This is a genomic window from Microcoleus sp. OTE_8_concoct_300, assembly GCF_031383065.1.
Taxonomy (GTDB): Bacteria; Cyanobacteriota; Cyanobacteriia; order Cyanobacteriales; family Microcoleaceae; genus Microcoleus.
Map to the genome: position 1 here is coordinate 1 of NZ_JANMZH010000538.1, position 26,115 is coordinate 26,115.

Here is a 26,115-nt window from a genome sequence, read left to right on the forward strand (position 1 = left end):
ATCCAGCCAAGTCGATCGCGTAATCGGAGCACTGGTAGAAATATAGTCCACTCCGGTTTCCGCTACACTTCTAATTGTTTCTAAAGTAACATTGCCGGAAGCTTCAATTTTGACCCGATCGCTCTTTTGGCGAATTATTGCCACTGCCTGCCGCATCAAATCAAAGGACATATTATCTAACATGATAATATCCGCTTTGTGCTGCAAAGCTGTTTCTACTTCGGCGAGAGTTTCGGTTTCGACTTCGATTGTCAGCGGATAGGGGATAGAATTGCGAATTAGGGCGATCGCCTCTGCAATTCCCCCAGCCGCCGCAATGTGATTGTCTTTAATCATCACCGCGTCATCTAATCCCATCCGGTGATTGCAAGCACCGCCGACTTGAGTTGCGTATTTTTCCAACAATCTCAATCCGGGCGTCGTCTTGCGCGTATCCACTAATTGCACGGGCAAATCGGCAATTTTGTCAACATATTTCTGAGTTAAAGTAGCGATGCCGCTCAAACGCATTGCCAAGTTTAATGCTACTCTTTCTCCGGTTAGCAGCGCATCGAAATTTCCGGAAATCTCGGCAATTACTTCTCCTTTTTCGCACAGTTTCCCTTCTGGTACTTGGGGGATGAAACTGAGGCCGCTGTCTAAAAGTTTAAATGTGCGATCGGCAATTGGCAATCCGGCAATGACTCCAGCTTCTTTGACAATCCATTTAGCTGTACCCTGGATGCTGTTTGCGGGAAATAAGGCCGATGTTGTGCGATCGCCCCTACCGATATCTTCTAGTAGCCAGTTGTGCAATAGGGAGTCTAAAACTATCCAAGGCGGTAATATTGCTGTCATGTTTTTGTCGGTTGTTATATCAAGTTTAGGGCGGGTGAGACGCAGAAACCGGGTTTTTTACGAAAACACTGGATTTGAGCCTTTAACGCTAGTAAAAAACCCGGTTTCTTTGGTATTTATGCGTAAGTCATAAGCCAGATTTGGGATGATATCTATTAGGAACGATAGTCGATTGGGTAATTTTAGGCAAGTTGCAAAATAATCTGGCCACGCGGATGTCCTTGTTGGCTTAATTACAGTTTGCTCAACAGGCGCAGTTTTGTAGTCAATCATCTGTTGACAACGTTGGGTGTCGGTGATTTAATAGAGTGAGTTTGCTTTATCGCAAGGAAAATTGGCGCCAAAGAAACAAGCTCATCTGATTTATGAGCAAGCAGAGGCTTTGGGGTGGGCCACTAGGGCTAAGGGTAAGTTTGCTAGTAAATTTGGAAGTAACGAACTTGATAAATTAGAGTTCGGATTTGATTATTTCGCCTAAAAACTGCATTCAAGCTACAAATACTCAGTTATGACTCACCTAAATATTTCTCCTCTCAACCGTCGCTCTTTTCTTAGTTATGTTGCTTTAGGTACTTTGGGTTTATTGACAAAAGACTTGCTTGATCCAGCTAGCGCTATGGCTGATAGCGAGGGATTAGGCAAAAATTTCTCTACCTTGGAGAACTATCATATTTTTGTTCCTTATACCACAGCCCGAGTAGGAGGAAAGCAAACTTTTACTTTGCGATCGGGAGAACCTTGTCAGGTAGCAATTCCCTCCAAAACCCAAGATAGCCAACAGATTACCATCAAAGGGCGCGGTCAAGACGGTAAAGATATTACTGTAGTTTTGCATACTTTATACGATAGACAACTCGGAATAAAAGAGGAAATTTATCAAGAAATTGACAAAAATACGCAATTTGTCGAAGAAGCAAGCAAAGCGAAATGCAAATTTGTTTATGAGCAAGTTGAAGATGGTGAGTACATTGATGATCTGATCGCCTTGGATTTTCTGGATTATATTATATATTCTTCTAAACTGGGCCGCCAAATTCAAGAGCGTTACCAAATCGCCAGTACCAATTCACGCCTGCTCGGAATTTGGCAAGCCATTGAATCGACATTGGCTCAATCTAAACTGACTAAGGCAGAGAAGAAACTAATCAGAGGAACTTTTGCATACGTCCGCGCTGGCGAACCTGTTCCTGACTTTAAAGCACTCACAGATATTGAGTCAATCGTGGCAAGTTCGGCGCTGCCTTTAGAAATAAAACAGAGTTACTCTTTGTCCAGTGCCAATTCAAGAGGCTTAACAGTTGATTTTATTCTGGTCAAACAGATTAATGACAGCCAATTGAGTGCTGAACAAAAGCAAAATTACCTGTCAATATATCAGCAGGTGCGCGACGGCAAGATAGTAGAAGATGCAGCAAGTTTGAACTCGCTAGACTCCTTCATTAACAAAGCCACAATCCCAGAAAATGCTAAAGCTGTTTACTCAATAGCAAGGAAACAAAATTTAGAGAATCAAGTTGCTTCTGGTGAAAAAGCCGATGCTTTTGTCCAAACTGCTCAAGCATTCAAAGACCAACTGACGGAGGCTAAAGACAAAGGAGCAGCAATTGTTCCACAAGCTACGAGAGTGTTGAGTACACTTGGAGCAGAAACAGCAACGGGTGTTAGTATTAGCAGTTTATCTGGGGCGGCTGCAACCAACGCGACTTTAGCTGTTTTAGGTGGTGGTTCTGTCGCGGCTGGTGGTTTAGGAATGCTGGGTGGTTTAGCAGTAGCAACAGGAGGAGCCGCGCTCATTGGAGCCGCAGGGCTGCTGTCTATTGCGTTAGTCTCAGAAATGGACAGGGAAGACCAAAAAAATCTGGGAATTGCAATTGGTACAGGAACAGTCGCCGGTAGTGCAACTATTTTAGCTGCTTGGACTGCTGCGAGTGCTTTGGGAGCTGCAGGTACATTGTCCGGTGCTGCTGCTATCACTGCTACCATCTCGACTATTGGTGGACTCAGTGTAATGACTGGCGGCGCTGCTCTTGTTGCATCAGGTACAGCATTTTTAATTTGGTCATTACTCAAAGGTGGAAAGACTCGCGATTCATCCGTGCTGCACCAGTTAGAAACTCGAACCTACACCTATACTGAAAATATCATTGCGGATGATTTCGGAGAATTTTTACAAAATAATGTAAGTCCAACAAAGGGCATTAAAGATGGATTTTCTGCTCCTAATATTCCATTAGATAAACTATCCAAAGCGCTGTCTTCATGGCTATCTCTTGAGTCTGGAGAAAAAGTAATCGCTTTGATAGACAACAGTGTTTTTAAGGATGCAAAAGAGGGGGTGGTATTTACAAACGCAAAAATCGCTTGGAAAGTATTTCTTTCAGAAGCTCATGCCATTAACTATGAAAATTTAGCAAAATTTGTCAAGACGGAAAGCAAATTAACTTCACTGCTATCTGACGCGAAGCAGAAACAGGAGTTGTCTAAGTTGAAAAAGGTAGTAGATATTTTGTCAGACGAGAAATACTCTACCAATTTATCTAAGTTGCAAGAGTTAGTAGCTATAGTGGGGAGTGACAAAAACTTATCGGATCTGGTTTCTAATGAGAAGTATAACAACAAGTTGCCACAATTAAAAAATGCAGTAGCTATTTTATCAGACGAGAACTACAGTCAGAACTTGTCTAAGTTGAAAGATGTTGTAGATGTCTTATCTAATGAACCAGATTTAGTAAAATTTTTCTCGTCGCAATTAGTGTCACAGCTATCTGACGAGAACTATACCAATGACTTGTCTAGGTTAAAAAAGGTAGTAGATAGGTTTCAAAACGAATCTGACAAGGAGAATTTCACTAAATTGCTTCGACAAATTGGTCAAAAATATAGCACAGTTTAGACAGCAACTTTTGCCCGCGATTCGGGCTATGAGGAAGGCCGAAGGCGATCGCCCACTATTGACTGCTAAAATTAAGGGCGATCGCTTGTTATGATTGTATTAAAATAAAAACGACTGGAATGAGCAATTATTATGAGTATTCGTGATATTACGATCGCCCTTATTGCAGCCACTTCCCGAATCATTTTTGCCAGAAGTCAACGACTTCCTCAATTTTGTGATGCACAAGCACCAAAATAGAATAGCTGAGCCCAAACTCCCAGACGATATTGCCAAAGCTTGGGCAAAATGGTTCGAGGAAGTCGATCGCTTGGAAGTAATGACTAATAAGCCGGAGAGCGAATATCAGCAAATCCTACTCAACAAGTATTGGCAACAAGGTTTAGAGTTATGATCCTATGCGATGCAGGAGTTTTACAACAAGCAATGGTAGGGTCTAAAATGAAGAGGCTATTAACCTATCCCGTATGAGTGAAACCCTCTACATTGAAACCAGCATCTTGGGCTACCTCACAGCTCGATCGACCAAAAACCTAATCCTGGCTGCCAATATCGAGGTTACAAAAGATTGGTGGGAGTATCGCCGCAGTGCTTTCACACTGTACGTCTCACAGGCTGTCCTAAACGAGGTAGCACAAGGAGACGCAGAGATTGCGGTTCAACGTATGGAACTCCTTCGCGGTGTTCCATTGCTGGAATTAGATCGAGCTGTCCGAGACTTAGCCGCACAATTTCTTGCACGCAGCAATCTTCCCCCTAAAGCACATATCGATGCAATTCACATTGCAGCAGCGACCGTTCACGGCTTGGATTACCTGTTAACCTGGAACTGTAAGCATATCGCAAACGCTCAAATCCAGGGAAAACTTGCAGAAATCAGTTTTGATTTCGGGTACGAATTACCGATTCTTTGTACGCCTTATGAATTACTAGGAAATTAATTTATGCTGACAGATGAAATCGTAGAAGAAATTCACAAAATTCGTGAAGAGTATGCCAAGTCTTTCAATTATGACTTGGACGCAATATTTGCAGACTTGCAGAAGAAACAAGCTGAAAGTGGCAGAGAAGTTGTGAAATTGCCGCCAAAGCGCGTTCTAACAGGGCGTTGGAGCAGACGGGGCAAAAATATTATGTGAAAATATTATGTGAAAAAACTAAAGCTCTTTTCCGTTGTTGCGGGAAAAGAGCTTTAATTTATTATTAACCTGGCACTGAGCTATTTTACCGGGCAGTGACCCGCCGAGTATCTTCGCCATAGCAACGTTTAACAACCGAGTTCGGGATGGATCGGAGTGGTTCCATTGCATCATAAGCACCAGGAAAGCTTTTCAAACTTTTAATCCTGTGTCTGCGTTTTGCTTAATTCTAAGCTTGATGCGCTGCATCTGTTTCGCTCGACTTAATTACCTTATCAAGTTTTCCTTTGTCTGTCAACCCCAAAGTCAAAACTTTTTTTCCCTCGCCCGAAACCGCCCCCAATAGCCGAGTTTGACGTATTATTTGCCAGTGGGGTCGATCGACCTTTAACTCACAAATCCAAAAACGCCGCCTCGGTTCCCTGTTCTCTGCGAATCTTCCCGTCCTTTACAAACCACGCCACAACCTGCTTAACTGTTAATTGTTTGATCGGGATTTCGGCTTCTGTCGCAATTTGCCTCAACGGCCGCAAAGACGCCACTACCAAATTCGTAAAAAAGTTTTCAAAACTCGCATCAAGTTCGATCGACCCTTTAATACTCTTATCATTCTTAATCCAATCCATCACCTGCCCATTAGTCACCTCAGCCACCGGCTTCCCAGTCTCCCCAGCAATTTGCTTGAGCACCCTCAAAGCATAAATTGCCACCCGCGCCGAAAACTTTTCCTTCGACGACAGCAGCGCCATATCAACTTCCGCACACTCTTCCGGCTTTAAAAAATCTGCTAGCGGTTCCATATATTAAAAATTGGTAATTGCTAATCGGTAATCGGTAATTGGTAATCCCTGACATCCGTGACATCCGTTACACTCATCCGTTGTCGAACTTCCATGCGTGACATCCGTTAAATCCGTTACAAAATCCGTTGCCGAACTTCTTCCTTCCTTCTTGCTATCAAATAACCGCAGCGGTGTTCCCCATTAATAATCCAGTGAGTCCGCTCCACAGTACAGTCCGGCAACACCCCCGCAAACATTTCCAACTCATTACCGCAGACACTCGGAAAAGTTTCAGCAACATTAGAAATCGCGCAGTTGTGTTCCATCAACACAAATCGATCGCCCTTAAGGGCGCGATCGCAGATCCCAACCTCTACAGATTCTACAGGATAACACTCAGCCATATAACCTTCAGCCCTGCGGAGTTCCATTAACTTAGTCACCCTCTCTTGCAGCGAACCCGCACCCACCAGCCGCCGATACTCCGTCGCCTTGCGCTGCCACTGTTTTCGCAAGATAGTAATCACTTGCTCGCGGCCGACGGTTTCCGCCAACGTATCCAGAAAAGAGACAGCAAAATCACGGTAACGATTCGGGAATCGATCGCGCCCCTGACTGGTAAGCTCATAAATGTGCTGAGGACGCCCCATACCAGCCTGAACCGACTGATACTGAATCAGCCCCTCCGCTTCCAAATCCTTCAAGTGACGGCGAATCGCCTGCGGGCTGATATCCAAAGACTCCGCCAACTCAAGAGCCGTCCCCTGACCCCCCTTAAGCAAATATTGCAGGATGTCTTGTTTCGTGGAAGTCTGCTGAGTAGTCTCCATCATCTTCACAAAAAAATATTTATTGCACTTTGACAATATCACTGTTGTTAATGTAGCTTAAAATATACTAAAGCAACAAACCAGTTGTTTAACTTCCTTGCAGCAGCCCCCAGAACTCGCCGGGTCCCGGAAAGTTCAGCGTCTGCCATCTTTGAGAGACTTATCCAGAACACTCGAAAGCGCAAAATCAATGAGCTCTACAGTCACAACCCTAGTCAACCAGCCCTACAAATACGGTTTCGTCACCGACATCGAATCAGACACCATCCCCCGCGGCTTAAGCGAAGATGTAGTCCGCCTGATTTCCGCGAAGAAAAACGAACCGGAATTCATGCTGCAATTCCGCCTCAAAGCCTACCGCAAGTGGCTGACAATGACCGAGCCCACCTGGCCCCACGTCAACTATCCCGCGATCGACTACCAACAAATTATCTACTACTCCGCCCCCAAACAAAAGCCCAAAAAGCTCAACAGTTTGGACGAAGTAGACCCGACACTGCTCGAAACCTTCGAGAAACTCGGCATTCCCCTCTCCGAACAAAAACGGCTCGGAAATGTCGCCGTCGATGCCGTTTTCGACAGCGTTTCAATTGCCACAACATTTAGAGAAAAGTTAGCCAAAGATGGCGTTATTTTCTGTTCCATCTCAGAAGCCGTCAAAGATTATCCCGAACTCATAGAAAAATATCTTGGCAGCGTCGTACCAGTCGGCGACAACTTTTTCGCAGCCCTCAACTCCGCCGTATTCAGCGACGGTTCCTTTGTTTACATTCCCAAAGGCGTAAAATGCCCGATGGAACTGTCAACCTATTTCCGCATCAACAACGGAGATTCCGGCCAGTTCGAGCGCACCCTAATTGTCGCAGAAGAAAACAGTTCTGTGTCTTACCTAGAAGGCTGCACCGCGCCGATGTTTGACACCAATCAACTGCACGCCGCCGTAGTGGAATTGGTAACAATGGACAATGCCGACATCAAATACTCCACAGTGCAAAACTGGTACGCCGGCGACGCCAACGGCAAAGGCGGCATTTACAACTTCGTGACGAAACGGGGTTTGTGTCAAGGAGTCAATTCTAAGATTTCTTGGACACAAGTAGAAACCGGTTCCGCGATTACTTGGAAATATCCCAGTTGCGTGTTAGTCGGCGACAACTCGGTGGGCGAATTCTACTCGGTAGCGCTGACAAATAACAAGCAGCAAGCTGATACCGGCACCAAAATGATCCACATTGGTAAAAATACTCGCAGCACGATTATTTCTAAGGGAATTTCTGCCGGAAATTCATCCAACAGCTATCGCGGTTTGGTGAAAATGGGGCCGAATGCTAAAGGCTCTCGCAATTACTCTCAGTGCGATTCCATGCTGATTGGGGATAACGCTCAAGCGAATACTTTCCCTTATATTCAAGTGCAGAACCACACTGCTAAAGTGGAACACGAAGCTTCTACTTCTAAGATTGGGGAAGAGCAATTGTTCTTCTTCGCACAGCGGGGAATTTCCGCAGAAAATGCTATTTCGATGATGATTAGCGGTTTCTGTAAAGATGTTTTCAATCAGTTACCGATGGAATTTGCGGCGGAAGCTGATAAGCTGTTGAGTCTGAAGCTGGAAGGAAGTGTCGGGTAGAAGGAAGTTCGGCAACGGATTATGTAACGGATGTAACGGATGTAACGGATGTAACGGATGTCAGGAAGAAGTCCGATGGAAGTCGGAAGAAAATATTTTGACCGGCGAGAAACCCTCGTTACCAGGCAGAGCCTGGTAACGCATATAAGCGAGGCTCTGCCTCACATTTCTCTCTCCCGTTTCCAACGAGGCTGAGCCTCGCGACACGCATTCCTAGGAATATCCTAGGAACGAGAAGAACGAGAAAAAAAACTGTAAAGTGCATTGAGGAAAAGGACAAAAATAGATGATTGTAGAAAATAGTCAAGTGGTGCTATCCGTCCGCGATTTAACTGCGGATGTCGAAGATACCCAAATCCTGAAGGGTTTGAATCTGGAAATTAAATCGGGTGAAATTCACGCGATTATGGGCCCGAACGGTTCGGGTAAAAGCACTTTATCCAAGATATTAGCCGGCCATCCTGCTTATACGGTAACGGGCGGAGAAGTTACTTTTCTGGGTCAAAATTTGCTGGCATTAGCGCCGGAAGAACGCTCTTTAGCTGGCGTCTTCCTAGCTTTCCAATATCCTTTAGAAATTCCCGGCGTTAGCAATCTGGATTTCTTGCGCGTGGCTTACAATGCTCACCGCAAACATCGCGGCTTGGAAGAATTGGATGCTTTTGATTTCCAAGATTTAATCGAGGAAAAGCTGGATATTGTCAAGATGAATGATTCTTTTTTAGGCCGCAGCGTTAATGAGGGTTTTTCCGGTGGCGAGAAAAAGCGGAATGAAATTTTGCAAATGGCGCTGTTGGAACCGAAGTTAGCTATTTTGGACGAAACTGATTCGGGTTTGGATATCGATGCTCTCAAGATTGTCGCCGGCGGTGTGAATCAGTTGTCAAATGCTGAAAATTCGATGTTGGTGATTACTCACTATCAGCGGTTGCTGAATTACATTATTCCTGATTTTATTCACGTCATGGAAGGCGGCAGAATTATCGCGACTGGCCCGAAAGAGTTGGCGCTGGAATTGGAAGAGCGCGGTTATGACTGGGTTGTGGAAGAGGAAGCAGCAGGAGTAGGCGCGCGATGATGAATACGCAAGTTGCTAATAGGGAAATGTTTTTGACTGATTTGGTGAATCAGTGCGGCAAGTTGGGCGCAGCTAATAACGAAAGTTCTGCTTACGGGTTGCAGGATTTGCGGGATGCGGCGACGGAATACGTGCTTTCTTCGAGTTTTCCGACGGTGAGGGATGAAGAATGGCGCTTTACTGATTTGTCGTCGGTGTTGCAAATTCCTTTTCATATACCCCTGAGCAATCAGTCAAAAGTTAAGCTGGCTGATATCATTATGCCAGTAAAAAATCGGGATGATTTACCATTAAGATTGGTATTTGTCAACGGTTTTTATGCACCGGATTTGTCAACGGTGGAGTCGTTGGTTTTGCCGAATTTGCCGCTCGACTTTTACGCAGGTAATCTATCCAATGTACCCAAAAAATATCAAGGACGCATCAGCGATGTTTTGAGCAAGCACAGACAGCAAACCGAAGTGTTTACAGCCCTGAATACTGCGGGTTTGGCGGATTCTGCGGTGGTGTTCGTGCCGGCCAATATGTCGATCGACCTTCCGATTCACTTGCTCTTCCTGACAGCGCCTGGTGCATCTGGCACGATGTCCCAGCCGCACTGCTTAGTCATAGCTGAGCCTGGAAGCAATGTGACACTGATTGAGGATTACGCAACTATCGGTAATCTACCAGCGTTTACTAATGCTGTAACGGATGTTATTGTCGGCGAAAACGCCACTGTGAATCACGTTCGGCTGCAGCGGGAAGGTGGAGAGGTTGTTCATATCGGCAAAAGTGCGATCGAGCAATCTCGTAATAGCCGTTACACTTGCCATGCTATCAACTTGGGAGGCAAAATATCGCGGCACAATTTAGAAGTTTTTCAGCGCGGCGAAGCCACTGAAACAACTTTAAACGGCTTAAGCGTAGCCTTTGGGGAACAGTTAGCGGACACTCACAGTTTAATCGATTTTAATCACCCTCACGGTACAAGTCGCCAATTGCACAAGTGCATTGTCGGCAACAAAGCTCGCGCTGTATTTAACGGCAAAGTTTTCGTTCGCAAAGCCGCACAATTGACAGATGCCGGACAATTAAGCCGGAATTTGTTGCTGTCGCCGAGAGCTCGCGTAGACACTAAACCGCAGTTGGAAATTGTCGCCGACAACGTTAAATGTTCCCACGGTGCAACTGTCAGTCAATTAGAAGATGATGAACTTTTCTACTTGCAAAGTCGCGGTTTGGATTTAGAAAGAAGCCGCTATTTGCTAATCGATGCTTTTGCAGCCGAAATTCTAAATCAGTTGCCAATTATTGGCGTGGCGAAAATGCTTTCTACCTGCGTGGCTATCCAAGGATAACTCATACAGATGAGGATACAGAGGACACAGCAGTGCTGTATCCATACCACATCTTGCACCATTTTTAACAGCCTGTAGGGGCTGGTTTCACGAATAATAATTGCCTAAAACCAACAATTTCGTAAACCCGCCCCCACCCAACGACAAATCATTAACTTCAAAAAATATGACACTTATTCAAGAAAAAACCCTCGCATCAAAAGTTCGTGGTGACTTCCCAATTTTGAATGAAAAAGTTAACGGTAAACCGCTAGTTTATTTAGACAATGCAGCTACTTCTCAAAAACCCCTAGCTGTACTCAACGCTTGGCGTGATTACTACGGACAATACAATGCAAACGTGCACCGCGGCGCTCACACTCTCAGCGCCAAAGCGACTGATGCTTACGAAGGTGCGAGAGACAAAGTTGCGGCGTTTGTAAATGCCGCGTCGCGGCAAGAAATTGTTTATACTCGCAACGCCACCGAAGCGATTAATTTGGTTGCTTATTCTTGGGGTTTGAGCAATCTGCAAGCCGGAGATGAAATTATCCTGTCGGTAATGGAACACCACAGCAATCTCGTTCCCTGGCAAATGATGGCTCAAAGAACCGGTGCGGTGCTGAAGTTTGTCGAGTTAACGGAAACTAACGAGTTTGATTTGGAACAGTTTAAAACGCTGATTTCCCATAAAACTAAATTGGTGTCAACCGTTCACGTTTCTAATACTTTGGGCTGCATCAGTCCAGTCAAAGAAATCTGCAGAATTGCCCACAGTTTCGGCGCAAGAGTTTTAATAGATGCTTGCCAAAGCGTGCCGCACATGATAGTAGATGTGCAAGCAATAGATTGCGATTGGCTGGTTGCTTCCGGTCACAAAATGTGCGCTCCGACTGGCATCGGTTTTCTGTACGGTAAGCTGGACTTGCTGAGAGAAATGCCTCCGTTTTTCGGCGGCGGCGAGATGATTGCTGACGTGTTTCTCGATTATTCCACCTATGCCGATTTGCCGCACAAATTTGAAGCCGGCACGCCTGCAATCGGAGAGGCGATCGCCCTCGGTGCAGCAATCGATTATCTTAGTAACATTGGCATGGATAAGATTCACGCTTACGAAGCAGAATTGACTGCTTATATGTTCCAACAATTGCGGCAAATTCCCGAAATCAAAATTTACGGGCCGCAGCCAGACAGCAACGGCGAAGGTAGGGCAGCTTTGGCGGCATTTACTGCGGGAGAAATTCACCCTCAAGACTTGTCTACCATGTTAGATCAGGAGGGAGTCGCGATTCGTTCCGGGCATCACTGCACGCAAGCTTTGCACCGCTATTTGAACGTTTCATCTACGGCGCGGGCGAGTTTGTATTTTTACAATACTCGTGAGGAGATTGATGTGTTTGTGAAAGCGTTGAAAGAGACGATCGACTTTTTTGCTGGGATTATGGGATAAGTTAATTAGTGATTGAAATGGCTTTTTTTTGAACCGCAGATGTCGGCAGATGAACACGGATGAACGCAGATGAAGAAAAAATCTAAATCTGTCAATATCGCTCTTTCTTCATCCGCGTTCATCAGCTTCTATCCGCCTACATCTGCGGTCAAAAAAAAGATTAGCCAAACTAAAACTCCCGAATCTCAGGATGAACAAACTGATAACCAGCAGCCTTAATCTTTTGATTCGACACCCTCGCATTATAAGGCCGCACGCTAGGACTTCCATCCCAAGAAACTTGAGGCAGATTGTGAGTTTCAAAAATGCGATCGAGCAATTCGCGACTCGATAGCGACACATCCCCGACTAAATTGTAAATTCCCTGCAATCGATTTTCCAAAGCAAAGGTTAACCCCCGAACAACATCATCCCGATGCACCCAATTAGTAGCATCTTCCCCCCTACCGGGACGAGTGTTCCCAGCCCAGCCTCTAAAGATTTTAACTAATTCTCGCCCTGGCCCATAAATTCCTCCCAAACGGAGAATGCAGACGTGAAGATTGGGACTTGATGCTGCTAATAAAACCCGTTCTGTTTCTGCGAGAATTTCACCGCTTGGATTAGCCGGCGCGACGGGTGATTCTTCATTTACCCATTCACCTTGGCGATCGCCATACACAGAATAAGTACCCGTATAAATAACCTGCTTTACTGTCGGTATCTGCTGTAAAACCGATACTAAAGTTGTCGCAGTATCTAAATAAATCTCCTGATAAGCATGAGGATTTCGGGCACCTACGCACAGCATAACAGCATCTTGTTCTTGGAGTAAAGAGGCGATCGCATCTTTGTCATTTCCTTTGAGCACGGCTACCCGCTGCGCGACACCCTCCAACTCAACTACTCGCGTCGCCGTCGTAGTTGTCGCGGTCACGGTACAATCAGATTTGCCGCGTAAATATTTGGCTGTCGCAGTACCCACATAGCCGCAGCCGACGATCGCAACTTTCATAAAAAATTCTCCATTGTTTCATGTTCTCTCAAATTATTGCCGGTTTCTGAAATCATGGCGCGCTGAGTTTTGTGGTAAAATGCAAAGCGTCGTTATCAATCGGAGTAGCATCGTGTCCGAGAGAGATATTTTTGCCACATCCTCAGAAAGCGAACTTTTAGCTTTTTATGGTTCTTTGTTTGCGATCGCAGCCGCCGATGGTTCCGTTGATATTGACGAACTAGATTTGTTGTTTAAAACCATAAATTTAGACAAATTTTCTGACTCTGCAAAGACTCAAATCCAATCCTACACAGCCAGTCCCCCATCACTCGGCGACTGTTTGCAAACACTCAGCAAGTCAGAAGAACCGCTGCGTTTGGGAGTCATGTATTTTTTAATTAACATTGCTGGGGCCAATAAGACGCTGCATCCCGCAGAAAGCGAGGCGATCCAATCCGCAAAAAAACTGCTGGCGGTTTCCGACTTGCAAATCCAAGCCATGCAGGAATTCATCGCAGACATGAAACAAATACGGGAGGTCGCCCCTAATAAAAATCAGGCATCAGCCTCCTTCAATTCTGCTGTTTCCCAGCTTAAAACTAAGGGCATTCCTCTCGATTTGATCGACCGAAAAGGAACCACAACAAACCTCAGCAACCCCAAAATTAACTATTCAGATGAAAGTTTTTGGACTAAACTTAAAAACTTTGCTTTAACCGCAGGAAGAGAAGTAGTTGAAAAAGCTTTGATTCTCTACTATACAGCTCAGAACCCAAACGTGCCTGCTTGGGCCAAAGGAGTTGTAGTTGGAGCTTTGACCTATTTTATATCTCCTGTCGATGCCATTCCCGATATATTAGTCGGCATCGGATTTACAGACGATTTGGGAGTATTGCTGGCGGCAATAGCTACTGTTTCAGTATACATTAATGCTGATACTAAAGAACAAGCTAAACAAAAAATGAAAGATTGGTTTGGCTCCTAATATTATGTCCGGTGGCTCGTTTTGTTTCCGTCTGCATCTGAATAATATAATCTCAATAATATAGCAGTTGTCAATCGGATAAAATACAGGACACGGCAGTGCCGTGTCCCTACCCAATATCTGTAATTCACTCAACTGAAAACTTGATTATTGTGGGTTCTCAGTCTTTAATCGGCTTGCCATCTCGATTGACAATACGGCTTTCACCATCCTTAGCCGTGACATTTTCATAAACCCCTTCATCCCGCTTCACGTACTTGCTGAAACCCGAATTTTTATAATCGGTGTCGGATGTCGGCTTCATCAACCTCGGAGCGCTCAGCAGCCGGCGTACCGGAGCATCTGCGGGAGTCTCCCCGGGTTCGCACTTAGCCAACTCGCACAGTTGGCCCCAAGTCGAAACTTCCAGGTTCATGCTGTGCGAAACTTCTAACTGCTGGTTGTTTTTGGGACAAAAATAATCGTATACAGGCATACTAAGAATCTCGTTTGCAACTACTAAAATTACTAATTGCACGGTTATTGGGAATATTATAGCTCAACCTTACTAAAAATTCAAGCCCAAAAATCAAACTTTACTATTTTTAACGGTTGTTGAAACATTAAATCAGCTATATTATTAACCCAGTGTGCTTGCTCCCGGATGCGATCGAGACAAAGCCCAAAAGTACCCTACCCTGACATCCTCTGACTCGATCGAACGATCGCACGATCGACGGCTAGCAAATGCCCGCAAGACTTCCGTGAATGCCGTCAAAGGATCGACCGTCATTTTCAGACTGTACGCAAATCACAGATTCTAAGTTTCAATTTTATTTATTTACTCACCAGCGAGGATTTACCGATGAGCGATTTCAAAGTTACGCCAGAAGTAGAGCTGAACACAGCTCAAATGTTGGAGCGATACGAACTGCAAGATGAGACAAATCTGCGGCGTTGGGCAAAACTGCACGGCATTAACAGCACTCGCGGTTTCTTCTATCCCAGTGAAGTAGATTTGATGGATCACGCTCACCACCATCTTTACAATTTGGGAATGAGCATTGCTGACTACCAAAGTCTTTTAGATCGGCGCCGCACCCATCCCCAGACACCGGGCGACCAAAATAAAACAGTAGCAAGTCAAGTTGCTGACGAAGCTTATGATGCCATAGAAACGCTGACGGATCAGTATGCTGAAGCTATAGATTTAATGGGAGAACGTATAGCAGACCATTTCATCGATGAACTCGATTTATCTGTGATGCGACACCTTTCTCAAAAAGTGAAAGACCGCCGCACTCTCAACGGTCAAACTAAAAAGCCTAACCGTTTTCTCCAAGTGATTAAAGCCGTGTTGCAACCGAGCAGCGAAAATACGCTTCTGGTTCCCAAAAAAGAGAATGACTCTAGTTTAGAATTAGAACAGCATCATCGGCTCGGCTAGTCGCCGATTTTTTTGAAACACTAAGAGACTTTTTGTAAAATTTACTGTAAAATTTACTGAAAAGCCCACCTGAACCCTCCCCTTGTGAAGGGGAGGGAGCAAGAGGAAAAATTTTTATATTATGAAGGGGAATTGAAGAGAATAAATAGACGTTTTCCACAAGCCTAAATTACTTTTAAACTGATGTTGGGTTTTGCGAATGGGCCCAACCTAATATAACTCGAAATGGCGCGATCGCCAAAATTAGAGATAATATTTGCTGAATTGAACCTGTCAACCTCGCCCAAGGTAAAAAAATGATTAAATCCTGGATGGTAATTGGAGGGGTCGCCTTGATAGTAGCACTAGGTGCTAACATAATCGCGCCCAGCGACATCCAATGGTTCAACCGCTTGCAGCGTCCTAGATGGCTAGTATTTGAAAGAGCAATTCCCCTAATTTGGACAGTAATTTTTATTTGTGCAGCTTGGTCAGCAGTGATTGTTTGGGAAAAAGAACCAGGAACTCAGGAGACTTGGCTGAGAATGGGTTTGTATCTGCTTTTAGAAATAGTAACTATGTCTTACACGTCGGTTATGTGCAAACTTAGGAGCTTAAAAGTCGGCACAATAATCGGCGGAACGGGCGCTATTTTAAGCGTAATGCTAGCTTTAAGCGTGTTGCAAGTTTCGGAGCCTGCTACCCTGTTATTGCTGCCTTACATACTTTGGAGTCCGATCGGCACTTACACCACTTGGGTAATGATGCACTTGAATCCGGCGGATGTTTAGCCTCTGATGGAATTAGTCATTTTAATGGGATTGCAAACATAGAAAAAAAGCACCTTTTAAACCTAAAATGTGCTCGCTGTTAGATCCCCGGCTTCTTTAATAAGTCCGGGAGCGGGATCTTCTGTTTTTTTAAAATTGGCAATTAACTATCAACTATCTCAAACCAGATCGACTGCCATAAACTTTAACCCTTTCTTTCTACCTTAAATTTATCACAATAGTTTTATGTATCAGACTGCAAATTTTCGATCGCGGAAATGAGTTGTTGCAGTAGCTCACCAAAGCCAGCCATCTGTTCATCAAAAGCATCGCCATTCCTTACATAAAGATCGTTCTTTCGTTCACTTTCAAGCACTTCCTTTGCAGCTATAACTTCTGCGACACTAATGCCATGCTTCTTGGATAATTTTACTATCACTGCAATAAAAGCATCCAGATGTGAATCTTCTACTGTGCAGTAATTTCGCTCTTTCTGGCTAAATAAAGTACCCATCTTGTTTCTCAAAATAGTTATTTCTTAAACATACCACAATTATGATATTCATTTTTAATAAAGACTAAAACCGCAAAAAAATCTGTACAAATTAACGCTTGCTTGTACAGATAAGTAAAGATATTAGGTAGCAGCTTCTCACCCTCAAATTTACCGACTTGGAGACCTGCGAGGTGGCTCTGTTTCGGGGGGCTCGGGAGGGGGAGATTCAGCATCGGGAGGGTTGAGCGACTCCTCCCAAACTTCGATTTGCGATCGAGCTTGCTCAAAAGCCCGGGTGCCCGAGGGAATTTTCTTCAAAGTCGCGATCGCCCCAGCCAGATCCGACGACGACTGTTCCACACCAAGCGCCAAAATCCGCTGGCTCCACTCATCAATCGCCTCACTCGCCTGCCACCGGAGCGAACTCGACTCGGGCACCTGAAGAGCCAGCCCAATCGCCCTTTGCAGAGCGTCCGCAGTCCCCCCTCGGGCGGCCTGACGGGCGATCTCCAAACCTTGCTCGCCCTCAAATTGAGCCTCCCAAGTCCGAATGTTCGATTGAGCTTCCTGATAAAGCACCCGTCCCGATCGAATCCGGCGGGCCATCTCAATTGCCTCCGCCAAATTGCCGCCCGCCGCTAGCTGCTGAGCTCTATCCAAAAACGGCTGGTCAACAAGCCGCTGTCTCCTCTCGATCCAAGCTTGAATTTTGGTTTGAGCTTCCCCGTAAAGCGCCCTACCTCTAGTGATCCGAGAAGCTTGAGCAACGGCGGCCTCGAGAGAATTCGGATCACCCGTACTCGCCAAATCGTTCGCTCTTTGCAGAAACGGACTGTCTTCCAGCAGCTCGATTTGACGGCTCAAGCTGTTAATTTGACGGAGAGCTTCCTGGGAGCGGGGATTTGATTCCGGGACTGTTTCCAATTGGGCGATCGCAGCCCTCAAATCCTTTACCCCTCCCGGGGCCGCCAGCCTGCTTGCCATATCCAAAACTTTGACATCAGCTATTTCTTGCTGCCAGCGGCCGACTAAATCTTGAGCTTGTTTGTACAAAGGGCGGCCCGACTTCAAATTTTGAGCAATCTTGATCGCGTTGGAGAAACCCTCAACAGAGCCAGTCAAAGCCTGAGAAGTAGCATTCGCCAACTGGTTAAAATCCTCAACTTGTTCCTTTAAATTTGCAGTGTCGGGAATCTTGTTAGCGATCGAGATCGCCTCCTGCCAATCCCCAGCCTGCAAGCGTTTTTGGGCAATCTCCATAATTTTCTTGCTAAATTCCGCGATCGCCTTATTGGCAGCTTGATACAAATAACTGTTTTGATCAATTCCCTGAGCCAGCTTAATCCCCATCACCAGATTGTCTAGACCTCCCTCTGCTGCTTTATTCCGGGCTTTTACCAACTTATTGCCCTCAGCCCGAGTCGTCTGAATTAGCTTAGTCAATTCCTCGTACTTAGCCGATTCCCAGAAAGTATTTCCCACATCCAAAAGCAGAGTAGCTTGGCGGAAAGCCTGGGTCCACTCTTCCTGACGCAAGTGGTCTTCAGCCGTGCGGTAAATTTTCTCTGCATCGCTCCATATCGACTGCCACTTTTCAATCTGCTTTTCCACCGTCGGGTAAGCGGGAACGTTTCTAGGAACCTTGCGAGCTATCGCAATCGCTTCCTCCAGCTTTCCTTCTTGAAAACTAACATTTCCCAGCCTGAGAAGATCCTCTGACCACCGATCGATTTGAGTGTTAATTCTCGGCCGCAGCGGATGGTCTTGTGGCAAAGCATTCACTAATTCGATCGCCAACAGCAAATCATCCGCCGTCCGCTTGCTTGCTGCTTGTTGAGCACAAAAAAAGCGATCGTTAGCAGAAGCCGTTGGCCAAAACATCTTTGAGCAATTCGACTGCGTGGTCAGGTTGAGCAAAGACGCAATTGCCACAAACCCCATACCCACCGACAGCATCAAACTCACAGCCAGCCAAAACTGCCACTTCTTCGACCAGATCCGCCACAACTGATTGTGTTCCTCCGGCGGCTGCGAGTTTTCCTCAGACAAATTCGGCGGTAGTTCCAGATGCCCTCCCGGTTGTTTTCCCGAAGTAACCAACTCTCGGAGCTCTTTAAGTCGTTGGGCCCGGTTTTTCCTTGCTGGTACCCTCACCAGCGACGAAGTATCCTTTGTTGACTCCAAGGATTCTGATGCAGACCAACGGCCTGGTGTTTTGCGCTCTTGACTCATATCCTCACCACAAACAACAATCAGCCTGTCTTAATTATTTCAAAACAGCGATCGCTGCTATTGACTGCTTTATAGAATGTATTCATCACTTTTAAATATTCCTGCCGGCGAAAGACTACAAGAGGCGATCGCCAAATCGCAAAAATTAAAATTTTGTGATTAGGTAATTGATAATGGGTAATTGGCAATTGGTCAAGGCCTTGATCCCCAACTCGCACTCATGATTGCCAATTACCAATTATTATCTCAAGAACCGGAGTTCGATCGCAAATCGCCGATCAGTTCCGCAAGGTGATCGCTGCTAGCTTGGTAAACCTCGTTGCAGAAATGGCACGTAGCCTCAGCCCCGCCATCTTTTTCTATCATGTCTTGGAGTTCCGCTTCGCCCAACAGTTTCAAAGCTCCCAAAACTCGATCGAACGAACAGCCACAGTGAAAGCGAACCATCTGAGTTTCCGGGAAAATTTCCAGCCCCATATCTCCCAATAACTCTTCGAGAATCTCGTGCAGCGTTTTGCCTGAGCGCAGCAGTGGCGTAAAGCCCGACAGTGCAGCAACTCTAGATTCTAAAGTTTGCACGAGTTTTTCGTCCGTTGCCGCCTTCGGCAGAACCTGCAACAGCACACCCCCAGACGCTTGTACCCCGCCCGCCCCCACAAACACCCCCAAAACCAGAGCCGAAGGCGTCTGCTCCGAGGTTGCCAAATAGTGACTCAGGTCGTCGCCAATTTCGCCGGAAACCAATTCTACCGTACTTGAGTAAGGGAAGCCGTATCCAACGTCCCGCACCACGTACAAATAACCGTCACCTATTGCTCCGCCGACATCGAGTTTGCCTTTAGCATTGGGCGGCAGTTCCACTTCAGGATTGTCCACATAACCTCGAACCGTTCCATCGAGCCCTGCATCAATCAGAAGTCCGCCCAGCGGCCCATCTCCTTTGATGCGAATGTTGACTCTCGATTCTGGCCGTTTCATGCTGGAGGCGAGTAACAGCCCCGCCGACATCGTGCGGCCGAGGGCGGCTGTAGCCACGTAGGAGAGCTTGTGCCGCTGTCTTGCTTCTTCGGTGAGGCGGGTGGAAATGACGCCTACAGCGCGAATTCCGCCCTCTGCGGCTGTAGCGCGAATTAATTGATCGGCCATGAAAAACCTTACTTTGTCTTTTGATACCTTCTTGAACTATTTTAGAAGTTCTTGAAGGTTGTGGCAGGAGATAGCAGCAGTTGACTCGGCGGGCCTGTCCGTGCGATCGAACTTCTGAACTCGCCTCTGTTTTCTATAAAACCTTGAGCGACCAACTATTTATTAACAAATATTCTGATTCATTCTTCCACTTAAATATTTATTTAAAATGTCCGGAATAACGAGTGCATTTATTTTTCACAATCCACCGTGTTCTCAGTCATTTTATAACAACTAACAAATAACCACTAATAACTATAGTCCTGAACGCACTCCGAAGAAATAAACTGGTTTTTTTAACCAAGCTAGAGGCTTTTAAGCCCGTGTATTTAATCTAAAAAACCCGGTTTATGGCTACCGATGCATAAGTCCTAAACTAATGACTAATGACTAATGACTAATGACTAATGACAACTGCCAACTGCCAACTGACAACTGCCAACTGACTAATGACTAATGACTAATGACTAAAGCTTATCTTGTCGCTAACCAGACGATTACCAAACCTTTACCTTTGTCGTCTATAGTGAGAGGCGTAGGTCTGGGATCAATGTTTTTTAGCTGGAAATAAAGGATATGCCACCAACATCCAAAGCACTTTTAGCGGAAATCCAGCATAACACAGGAGCGACTCGAAACTTGCATTTTTATGCTAAGGGCGAAACCATTCCTATGATGTCGCATGGCCTTTGGCAAGTCTGTCAAGGTCTAGCACAACTGAGTACGCTTTATCCAAACGGGGAAGAAGGACTTTTGGGTTGGGTTGGGCCTTCGATGTGCTTCGGTTTGTGGTTGACAAGCTTGCCGGCTTACCAAGCTACGGCGACATCAGATGTTTATTTGATATGGTATTCTATGGTGGAAATCGAAGTTTCTCCTCAATTGTCTCACGAGTTGCTGCCTCAAATGGTACGGCGGCTGCGGCAAATGGAAGCAATTTTAGCGATCGCCGGACAGCGGCGAGTAGACGACCGTTTGTATCAGCTACTGCTATTATTGCAACAGGAATTCGGTCAGCCTGTGGTTGAGGGAACTCGTTTGAATATCCGCTTGACGCATCAAGATATTGCTAATGCGATTTGCACGACGCGGGTAACAGTAACTCGAATGCTGGGAAAATTGCAGCAGCAAGGGTTAATCAGTCGAGATGGCGATCGGCATTTAATACTTAACAAAGATGTTTTTGCCACATCGTCTGATTTGTTTGGCTGCAACCCTCAAGCAGTGTAGCAAGGGCAGAAAAAAATCTTATTCTGCTTCGCCAATCAGCGTAAACGCCCCCCAATCTTGAGGATTTGGGTGCATCTTCATTGTCATCAGCATTGCTTGCCGCAAAGCTTGAGCTTTATTCGGGTTTAGCTGTAACTGGCGATAGAATTCTGCCATTAATTCCGCTGTCGCAGCATCGGGCACCAACCACAGAGAAACGATAATACTAGGAACTCCAGCACTAATTAAAGCACGAGACAACCCAAGCACACCATCACCTGTGAGGGTTCCTCTGCCTGTATTGCAAGCACTTAATACCACTAATTCAGCATTTAATTTTAAATCCAAGATTTCGCTCGAAGTCAGCAATCCGTCATCATTTCCTGATGGACTCAGGGCGATCGCTCCCGGTAAATCTCGCCTCTTCACTTCATTGAGTAATCCGTGAGTTGCCAGATGAATAATCCGGGCTTTTAGCATCTGTTGAACAATCGATGCTTTAGTCGCTTGAGAGCCTGTAATTGCTTGAGTTTTCAGAAGTTGGGCAATTGTAATTGCTTCCCGTTCGCTTCCCGGTAAGGCAGGTAATTGGCGCGGCGGGGTGCCAATTTTGGGCATGGTTGGATTGCCGACAACTAAGTTATTCGGGAGAGAAAGTTGTCGGACTTTTTGCCGTGATTGGCGGGTTAACTGCAAAATTTGAATGGCGGGAGCAGTGAGGATGGTATGTTTTTCAATCAAATATTGACCTGTCGGATCTTGTAAGGCGACAAAGGGAACTAAAAACAGGGATTTATGGGGAATGAAGATGACAGGAGCATTCGGGTCAGTAGGTAAAAGATCGGCAATGGGTTGAATGAGTAGTTGATAACTTTGCTGTAATTTCGGGTAGATTATGCGAGAATTAGCAGGGGTAGAAGCAGGAGGATTAGCCGCTTGTCGATTGGCAGTGTCCCCCGATACACCCAGAGCCTCGCGAGTGCCGCGAATCATCTCAGCGATGGCGGTATCTCGATCATTTAATCCTCTCGTCCCCAGAGCAGCAGATACTCTTGCCCCTTCGGTGGCTTCGGGTAGATTGATGTCGAGAGATTTGAGGTCAACGGAGCGAAAGGTAATTTCACCAGTCGGCTTGATGACCCAAATATAAAGGGTTTCATTCCCAATAGTTGAATACTCGACGAGGGTAGCGTTTTGCTCTTTAGCGATTTGTTGAATTTGCTGGATATTGGGCGGGTTGATAGTAGTTGGGACAGATGCAGATAGGGCAAGGCGAGATGCCAATAACTCCACAAAAGCTCGGGCTCTACCCCGTTCGGCAATTTCTAAAGCCTCATTAGTTTTTTTCTGAGCAATGAAGACTTGTTGTAACTTGACGTAGGAGTCAGTTTGGGTTTCAAATATTGACACTTTATTGGCATCGTCTAATCCAGCACGGAGAGATTCCGAAACTTTAATACTATCAAGTAGGGTTTTCTCTGCTGCTGGGAGATTGCCAGATTTGGAGAGAGCCAATCCTAGATTGTTGAGAGCCTTCCACTCATTTTGGCGGTCTTTAATTTCTCGGGCGATCGCCAACTTCTGCTGAGCGTACTCGATCGCTTTGGCGTAGTCGCCAAGGGAATTGTAAGCAATTCCCAGATTTCCCAGAGCCGTCCCCTCGCTTTGGCGGTCTTTTATTTCTCGGGCGATCGCCAACACCTGCTGTTGGTACTCGATCACTTTGGCGTAGTCGCCGAGGTAAAAGTAAGCATTTCCCAGACTTCCCAGAGCCCCCCCCTCGCTTTGGCGGTCTTTTATTTCTTGCGCGATCGCCAACGACTGCTGAGCGTACTCGAGCGCTTTGGCTCCGTCGCCGAGGTTACGGTAAGCAGTTCCCAGAGATCCCAGAGCCGCCCCCTCGCTTTGGCGGTCTTTTATTTCTCGCGCGATCGCCAACTGCTGCTGAGCGTACTCGATCGCTTTGGCGTAGTCGCCGAGGTTACGGTAAGCAATTCCCAGATTTCCCAGAGCCGCCCCCTCGCTTTGGCGGTCTTTTATTTCTCGCGCGATCGCCAACCACTGCTGAGTGTACTTGATGGCTTTGGCGTAGTCGCCGAGGTTACGGTAAGCATTTCCCAGACTTCCCAGAGCTTTCCCCTCGCTTTGGCGGTCTTTAATTTCTCGCGCGATCGCCAACCACTGCTGAGTGTACTCGATGGCTTTGGCGTAGTCGCCGAGGGAATCGTAAGCAATTCCCAGATTTCCCAGAGCTTTCCCCTCGCTTTGGCGGTCTTTAATTTCTCGCGCAATCGCCAACTGCTGCTGAGCGTACTCGATGGTTTTGGCGTAGTCGCCGAGGGAAAAGTAAGCAATTCCCAGACTTCCCAGAGTCCACCCTTCACCTTGGCGGTCTTTAATTTCTCGATAAATTATTAGTGCCTGTTGCCAAGACTGCAAAGCAGCTTGAAATTGACTACTGTGATACTGCTGAATCCCTTGATAGAACAGTCGGTCTGCTTCAGCTTTGCGCTGAGCTTGAGTTTGAGCCAAGGCCTGAGAATTGATGATTTTAAATTGAGAGTTAGGGATCAATCGAAACTCACCTACAGTCAGGGCCGCTAAGATTGAGATCAGTCCCGACAATCCTATTTTTTGTAGTTTCATAACTTTTGACAGGCCTCTGGTTTGAGCATCCGCTTGCCGCATCAAGATATTGCTAATGCGATTTGCACGACGCGGTTCAGTTGACTGTTGACTGTTGACTGTTGACTGTTGACTGTTAACAGCGACATCTACCTGGAAGGAAGAGGATTGGAGTAATGAATAGTCTTCTTTTAATTTCTCCCGATCGGGCTTGGGACTTTAAACCAATTCTTTCTGGTAACAGTAACGCGAATGCTGGGAAAATTGCAGCAGCAAGGGTTAATCAATCGAGATCGCCATCTCCGCATTTAATTCTCAACAAAGGTGTTTTTGCCTCCGCCTCCGATTTGTTTGGCTGCAACCCTCCAGCAGTATAGCAACCGACAGCCATTTGCATCTACATAATGCTGTCTAATATTAAAGCCCACATCGAATTGCATCAGAATTGTCTGTCTTGATTTTCCTCCCCCTATCTAAAGCAATACATTTGTAGCCGGAAAAGATATCATTAAGGGGTGCATCTATTTAGGAAAAAACTCAATGGCTAACTCAACTCAAGAAACACCCCAACCCGACAAAAAAGAATTAACTGAGATCACAGCTAAACCTCAAGAACAACAAGAAGAACCGCCAAATAAGGGTGACGGGCGGAAATAGTCGATCGACATTCATCTCCCACGATATAAATCTCGAATTGCCTTAAGATCGCCTACTTCTTTTTTTCTCAAAATCTGTGTTCTTCCCTACAATACCGGTTCCTATAAATTGGTATTCTGCCAGTAGTTTTTAAGTAATAAACTAACCCGATTTTTGCCAAAAACCGGGTTAGTTTGCTATTGACAAATTATTCCGTTTGTGTAGTGGTGTTGTTCGATCGCAGCGAAGGCTTTCCCGGCTTTCGACGGAGGCGGTCCAAAGAAACCACATCAGCCTCAGAACTCTCCCTAGCCACGCGAATCAGCAACCCCGACAACAACAAACTCGCCAACATCGAAGAACCGCCGTAACTAAAAAACGGCAGCGGCAAACCCGTAGTCGGTAAAACCCCCGTCGCCACCCCAATATTCAGCAGCGACTGTCCCACCATCACCACCATCACCCCAATCGCCACCAACTGACTCTCAAGATTCCGGGCCCGCGTCGCCACCCTCAAAGCCACGGTACCGTAAGCCGCCAACATCAGCAACAGTGAGAAACCTCCCACCAAACCAAACTCCTCAGCAAACACAGCAAAAATAAAATCGCTGTACTGAATCGGCAAATAAAATAACTTTTGCTGCGACATCCCCAAACCCACACCCCAAATGCCCCCGGAGCCCACAGCCAGCAGACTTTGAATCAACTGATAGCCGTCTTGCATCGGATCAGCCCAAGGATTGAGAAAAGACATAATCCGGCGGCGCTGATATTCCCTAAAACTAATACTTAAAACGGCTAAAAGCATTCCCCCCATAGCCGTTGCGCCCAACTGCAAGTAAGGCAAGCCCGCCGCCAAAGCCACCAACCACAAAGTCATCCCGCACAAAGCCGTGGTGCTTAAATTCGGCTGCAACAAAATTCCCAACAGCATTGCGCCGAAAATGCCCAGCCAAGTAAAGCGAACTTTATTCGTCAACCGGGGCCAGTTGCCGAAAATGCGGGCGCTTTGGAGAATGAAAAACGGCTTTATCAACTCAGAAGGTTGAATAATCGGAACCGGGCCCAGAGATATCCAGCGAGTCGCCCCGTTGATGCTGGTTCCCACTCCCGGAACTAAGGTCAACCAGAGCAATCCCAGCAGCAACAGGACGCCTAACTGAGCTGTTTTCAGCAGGTAGCGCAGGGGGGAGTACACCATCAAGTTAAAACCGGCCAGCCCGATCGCGACTGCGATTAGCTGTCGTTTAAAATAATAAAGGCCGTCTCCAAATTCAGAATTTGCAATGGGATAGGAAGCCGAAAACAATGCTGTCAGCCCGACAAACAGCCATAGAAAAGTCAGCCACCTCAGCCACCGGGCCTCAGCGGCCCATTGAGACGCGCTGGGGTCAAAAAATGGAATGAAGCGTCGAATGTCATTAGTCATTAGTTATTAGTTTAAAAATTACAGCCCTCAACCCGGTTTCTCAGCCAAATCTTGGGTTAGCAACGAGAAATTTACGAAGAAACCGGGTTGATGAGAACAAGTGCATAAGTTTTATAGTAGACCTCTTGCAAAAGTCCTTTTCATAAATTTATTGGACGGGCTCTTCGGCCCATCCCACAAGAAAAAATAACTCTTGTGGGATGGGCCGA

Annotated in this window: 24 protein-coding genes and 1 rRNA gene; 13 read left to right on the top strand and 12 right to left on the bottom strand. The window is 46.1% G+C overall.

Features of this window, described 5'->3' with window-relative positions; genetic code table 11:
* Nucleotides 1–837 (bottom strand): carboxylating nicotinate-nucleotide diphosphorylase (gene nadC / locus ACUVJL_RS24850; RefSeq protein WP_445248278.1); only part of this gene is annotated, 837 nt, incomplete at its 3' end.
* An 829-nt stretch (nt 838–1,666) separates the two neighbouring features.
* Between nadC and ACUVJL_RS24855 the strand changes: the two genes are divergently transcribed.
* The 4 genes from ACUVJL_RS24855 to ACUVJL_RS24870 all read left to right on the top strand — a co-directional run bounded on the left by ACUVJL_RS24855 (nt 1,667) and on the right by ACUVJL_RS24870 (nt 4,869).
* Nucleotides 1,667–3,730, top strand: coding sequence for a hypothetical protein (locus ACUVJL_RS24855; RefSeq protein ID WP_445248279.1), 2,064 nt, complete (start codon nt 1,667–1,669; stop codon nt 3,728–3,730).
* Nucleotides 3,731–3,872: 142 nt separating this feature from the next.
* Nucleotides 3,873–4,124 (top strand): hypothetical protein, encoded by a 252-nt coding sequence (locus tag ACUVJL_RS24860; protein WP_445248280.1) that lies wholly within the window; start codon nt 3,873–3,875, stop codon nt 4,122–4,124.
* A gap of 73 nt (nt 4,125–4,197) precedes the next feature.
* Nucleotides 4,198–4,671: a type II toxin-antitoxin system VapC family toxin gene (locus ACUVJL_RS24865; RefSeq protein WP_445248281.1), complete on the top strand. Its 474-nt coding sequence runs from the start codon at nt 4,198–4,200 to the stop codon at nt 4,669–4,671.
* Nucleotides 4,672–4,674: 3 nt separating this feature from the next.
* Nucleotides 4,675–4,869, top strand: coding sequence for a hypothetical protein (locus ACUVJL_RS24870; RefSeq protein ID WP_445248282.1), 195 nt, complete (start codon nt 4,675–4,677; stop codon nt 4,867–4,869).
* A gap of 67 nt (nt 4,870–4,936) precedes the next feature.
* On the opposite strand, the gene rrf is transcribed toward ACUVJL_RS24870, so the two are convergent.
* From rrf to sufR, 3 genes are all read right to left on the bottom strand, one after another.
* Nucleotides 4,937–5,053: ribosomal RNA gene (gene rrf / locus ACUVJL_RS24875) — 5S ribosomal RNA — on the bottom strand.
* Nucleotides 5,054–5,261: 208 nt separating this feature from the next.
* Nucleotides 5,262–5,669 carry a hypothetical protein gene (locus tag ACUVJL_RS24880; RefSeq protein WP_445248283.1) on the bottom strand — a complete coding sequence of 136 codons (408 nt, stop codon included), beginning with the start codon at nt 5,667–5,669 and terminating at the stop codon, nt 5,262–5,264.
* Nucleotides 5,670–5,785: 116 nt separating this feature from the next.
* Nucleotides 5,786–6,484: an iron-sulfur cluster biosynthesis transcriptional regulator SufR gene (gene sufR, locus ACUVJL_RS24885; RefSeq protein WP_445248284.1), complete on the bottom strand. Its 699-nt coding sequence runs from the start codon at nt 6,482–6,484 to the stop codon at nt 5,786–5,788.
* A gap of 187 nt (nt 6,485–6,671) precedes the next feature.
* Between sufR and sufB the strand changes: the two genes are divergently transcribed.
* From sufB to ACUVJL_RS24905, 4 genes are all read left to right on the top strand, one after another.
* Nucleotides 6,672–8,111 carry a Fe-S cluster assembly protein SufB gene (gene sufB / locus ACUVJL_RS24890; RefSeq protein WP_333153706.1) on the top strand — a complete coding sequence of 480 codons (1,440 nt, stop codon included), beginning with the start codon at nt 6,672–6,674 and terminating at the stop codon, nt 8,109–8,111.
* Nucleotides 8,112–8,397: 286 nt separating this feature from the next.
* Nucleotides 8,398–9,189 carry a Fe-S cluster assembly ATPase SufC gene (gene sufC / locus ACUVJL_RS24895; RefSeq protein WP_445248285.1) on the top strand — a complete coding sequence of 264 codons (792 nt, stop codon included), beginning with the start codon at nt 8,398–8,400 and terminating at the stop codon, nt 9,187–9,189.
* Nucleotides 9,186–10,529 carry a Fe-S cluster assembly protein SufD gene (gene sufD / locus ACUVJL_RS24900; protein ID WP_445248286.1) on the top strand — a complete coding sequence of 448 codons (1,344 nt, stop codon included), beginning with the start codon at nt 9,186–9,188 and terminating at the stop codon, nt 10,527–10,529. Before sufC ends, sufD begins: the two co-directional genes overlap by 4 nt.
* A 166-nt stretch (nt 10,530–10,695) precedes the next feature.
* Nucleotides 10,696–11,958 (top strand): SufS family cysteine desulfurase, encoded by a 1,263-nt coding sequence (locus ACUVJL_RS24905; protein ID WP_445248287.1) that lies wholly within the window; start codon nt 10,696–10,698, stop codon nt 11,956–11,958.
* 169 nt (nt 11,959–12,127) lie between these two features.
* On the opposite strand, the gene ACUVJL_RS24910 is transcribed toward ACUVJL_RS24905, so the two are convergent.
* Entirely contained in the window at nt 12,128–12,952 is an 825-nt protein-coding gene (locus ACUVJL_RS24910; protein ID WP_445248288.1) for an NAD-dependent epimerase/dehydratase family protein, read from the bottom strand.
* Between the two features lie 79 nt (nt 12,953–13,031).
* Here ACUVJL_RS24910 and ACUVJL_RS24915 point away from each other — a divergent pair, with 79 nt between their 5' ends.
* Entirely contained in the window at nt 13,032–13,919 is an 888-nt protein-coding gene (locus ACUVJL_RS24915; RefSeq protein WP_445248289.1) for a DUF1232 domain-containing protein, read from the top strand.
* 160 nt (nt 13,920–14,079) lie between these two features.
* On the opposite strand, the gene ACUVJL_RS24920 is transcribed toward ACUVJL_RS24915, so the two are convergent.
* Together ACUVJL_RS24920 and ACUVJL_RS24925 are read right to left on the bottom strand one after the other, a co-directional pair.
* Nucleotides 14,080–14,394 (bottom strand): zinc ribbon domain-containing protein, encoded by a 315-nt coding sequence (locus tag ACUVJL_RS24920; protein WP_333131828.1) that lies wholly within the window; start codon nt 14,392–14,394, stop codon nt 14,080–14,082.
* A gap of 144 nt (nt 14,395–14,538) precedes the next feature.
* Complete coding sequence (locus ACUVJL_RS24925; RefSeq protein ID WP_445248290.1) at nt 14,539–14,691, bottom strand: hypothetical protein; 153 nt, start codon at nt 14,689–14,691, stop codon at nt 14,539–14,541.
* A 72-nt stretch (nt 14,692–14,763) separates the two neighbouring features.
* Here ACUVJL_RS24925 and ACUVJL_RS24930 point away from each other — a divergent pair, with 72 nt between their 5' ends.
* On the top strand, nt 14,764–15,345 hold the full coding sequence (locus ACUVJL_RS24930) for a hypothetical protein (RefSeq protein ID WP_445248291.1): 582 nt from the start codon (nt 14,764–14,766) through the stop codon (nt 15,343–15,345).
* Nucleotides 15,346–15,641: 296 nt separating this feature from the next.
* Nucleotides 15,642–16,115 carry a TspO/MBR family protein gene (locus ACUVJL_RS24935; RefSeq protein ID WP_445248292.1) on the top strand — a complete coding sequence of 158 codons (474 nt, stop codon included), beginning with the start codon at nt 15,642–15,644 and terminating at the stop codon, nt 16,113–16,115.
* 223 nt (nt 16,116–16,338) lie between these two features.
* Here the strand turns inward: ACUVJL_RS24935 and ACUVJL_RS24940 are convergent, their stop codons facing one another.
* The 3 genes from ACUVJL_RS24940 to hslO form a co-directional block, all read right to left on the bottom strand.
* Entirely contained in the window at nt 16,339–16,608 is a 270-nt protein-coding gene (locus ACUVJL_RS24940; protein WP_333458240.1) for a hypothetical protein, read from the bottom strand.
* Between the two features lie 150 nt (nt 16,609–16,758).
* Nucleotides 16,759–18,822 carry a hypothetical protein gene (locus ACUVJL_RS24945; protein WP_445248293.1) on the bottom strand — a complete coding sequence of 688 codons (2,064 nt, stop codon included), beginning with the start codon at nt 18,820–18,822 and terminating at the stop codon, nt 16,759–16,761.
* A 246-nt stretch (nt 18,823–19,068) separates the two neighbouring features.
* The gene (hslO, locus tag ACUVJL_RS24950; protein WP_445248294.1) at nt 19,069–19,968 is read right to left on the bottom strand and encodes an Hsp33 family molecular chaperone HslO; all 900 of its coding nucleotides are present in this window, start codon (nt 19,966–19,968) and stop codon (nt 19,069–19,071) included.
* 615 nt (nt 19,969–20,583) lie between these two features.
* Here hslO and ACUVJL_RS24955 point away from each other — a divergent pair.
* Nucleotides 20,584–21,237, top strand: coding sequence for a Crp/Fnr family transcriptional regulator (locus ACUVJL_RS24955; RefSeq protein WP_445248295.1), 654 nt, complete (start codon nt 20,584–20,586; stop codon nt 21,235–21,237).
* A gap of 18 nt (nt 21,238–21,255) precedes the next feature.
* Here the strand turns inward: ACUVJL_RS24955 and ACUVJL_RS24960 are convergent, their stop codons facing one another.
* The gene (locus tag ACUVJL_RS24960) at nt 21,256–23,862 is read right to left on the bottom strand and encodes a CHAT domain-containing protein (protein WP_445248296.1); all 2,607 of its coding nucleotides are present in this window, start codon (nt 23,860–23,862) and stop codon (nt 21,256–21,258) included.
* Nucleotides 23,863–24,017: 155 nt separating this feature from the next.
* On the opposite strand from ACUVJL_RS24960, the gene ACUVJL_RS24965 reads away from it, so the two are divergent.
* Nucleotides 24,018–24,218 carry a hypothetical protein gene (locus ACUVJL_RS24965; protein ID WP_445248297.1) on the top strand — a complete coding sequence of 67 codons (201 nt, stop codon included), beginning with the start codon at nt 24,018–24,020 and terminating at the stop codon, nt 24,216–24,218.
* A 467-nt stretch (nt 24,219–24,685) separates the two neighbouring features.
* On the opposite strand, the gene ACUVJL_RS24970 is transcribed toward ACUVJL_RS24965, so the two are convergent.
* Nucleotides 24,686–25,906 (bottom strand): FtsW/RodA/SpoVE family cell cycle protein, encoded by a 1,221-nt coding sequence (locus ACUVJL_RS24970; RefSeq protein ID WP_445248298.1) that lies wholly within the window; start codon nt 25,904–25,906, stop codon nt 24,686–24,688.
* Between the last annotated feature and the right edge of the window lie 209 nt (nt 25,907–26,115).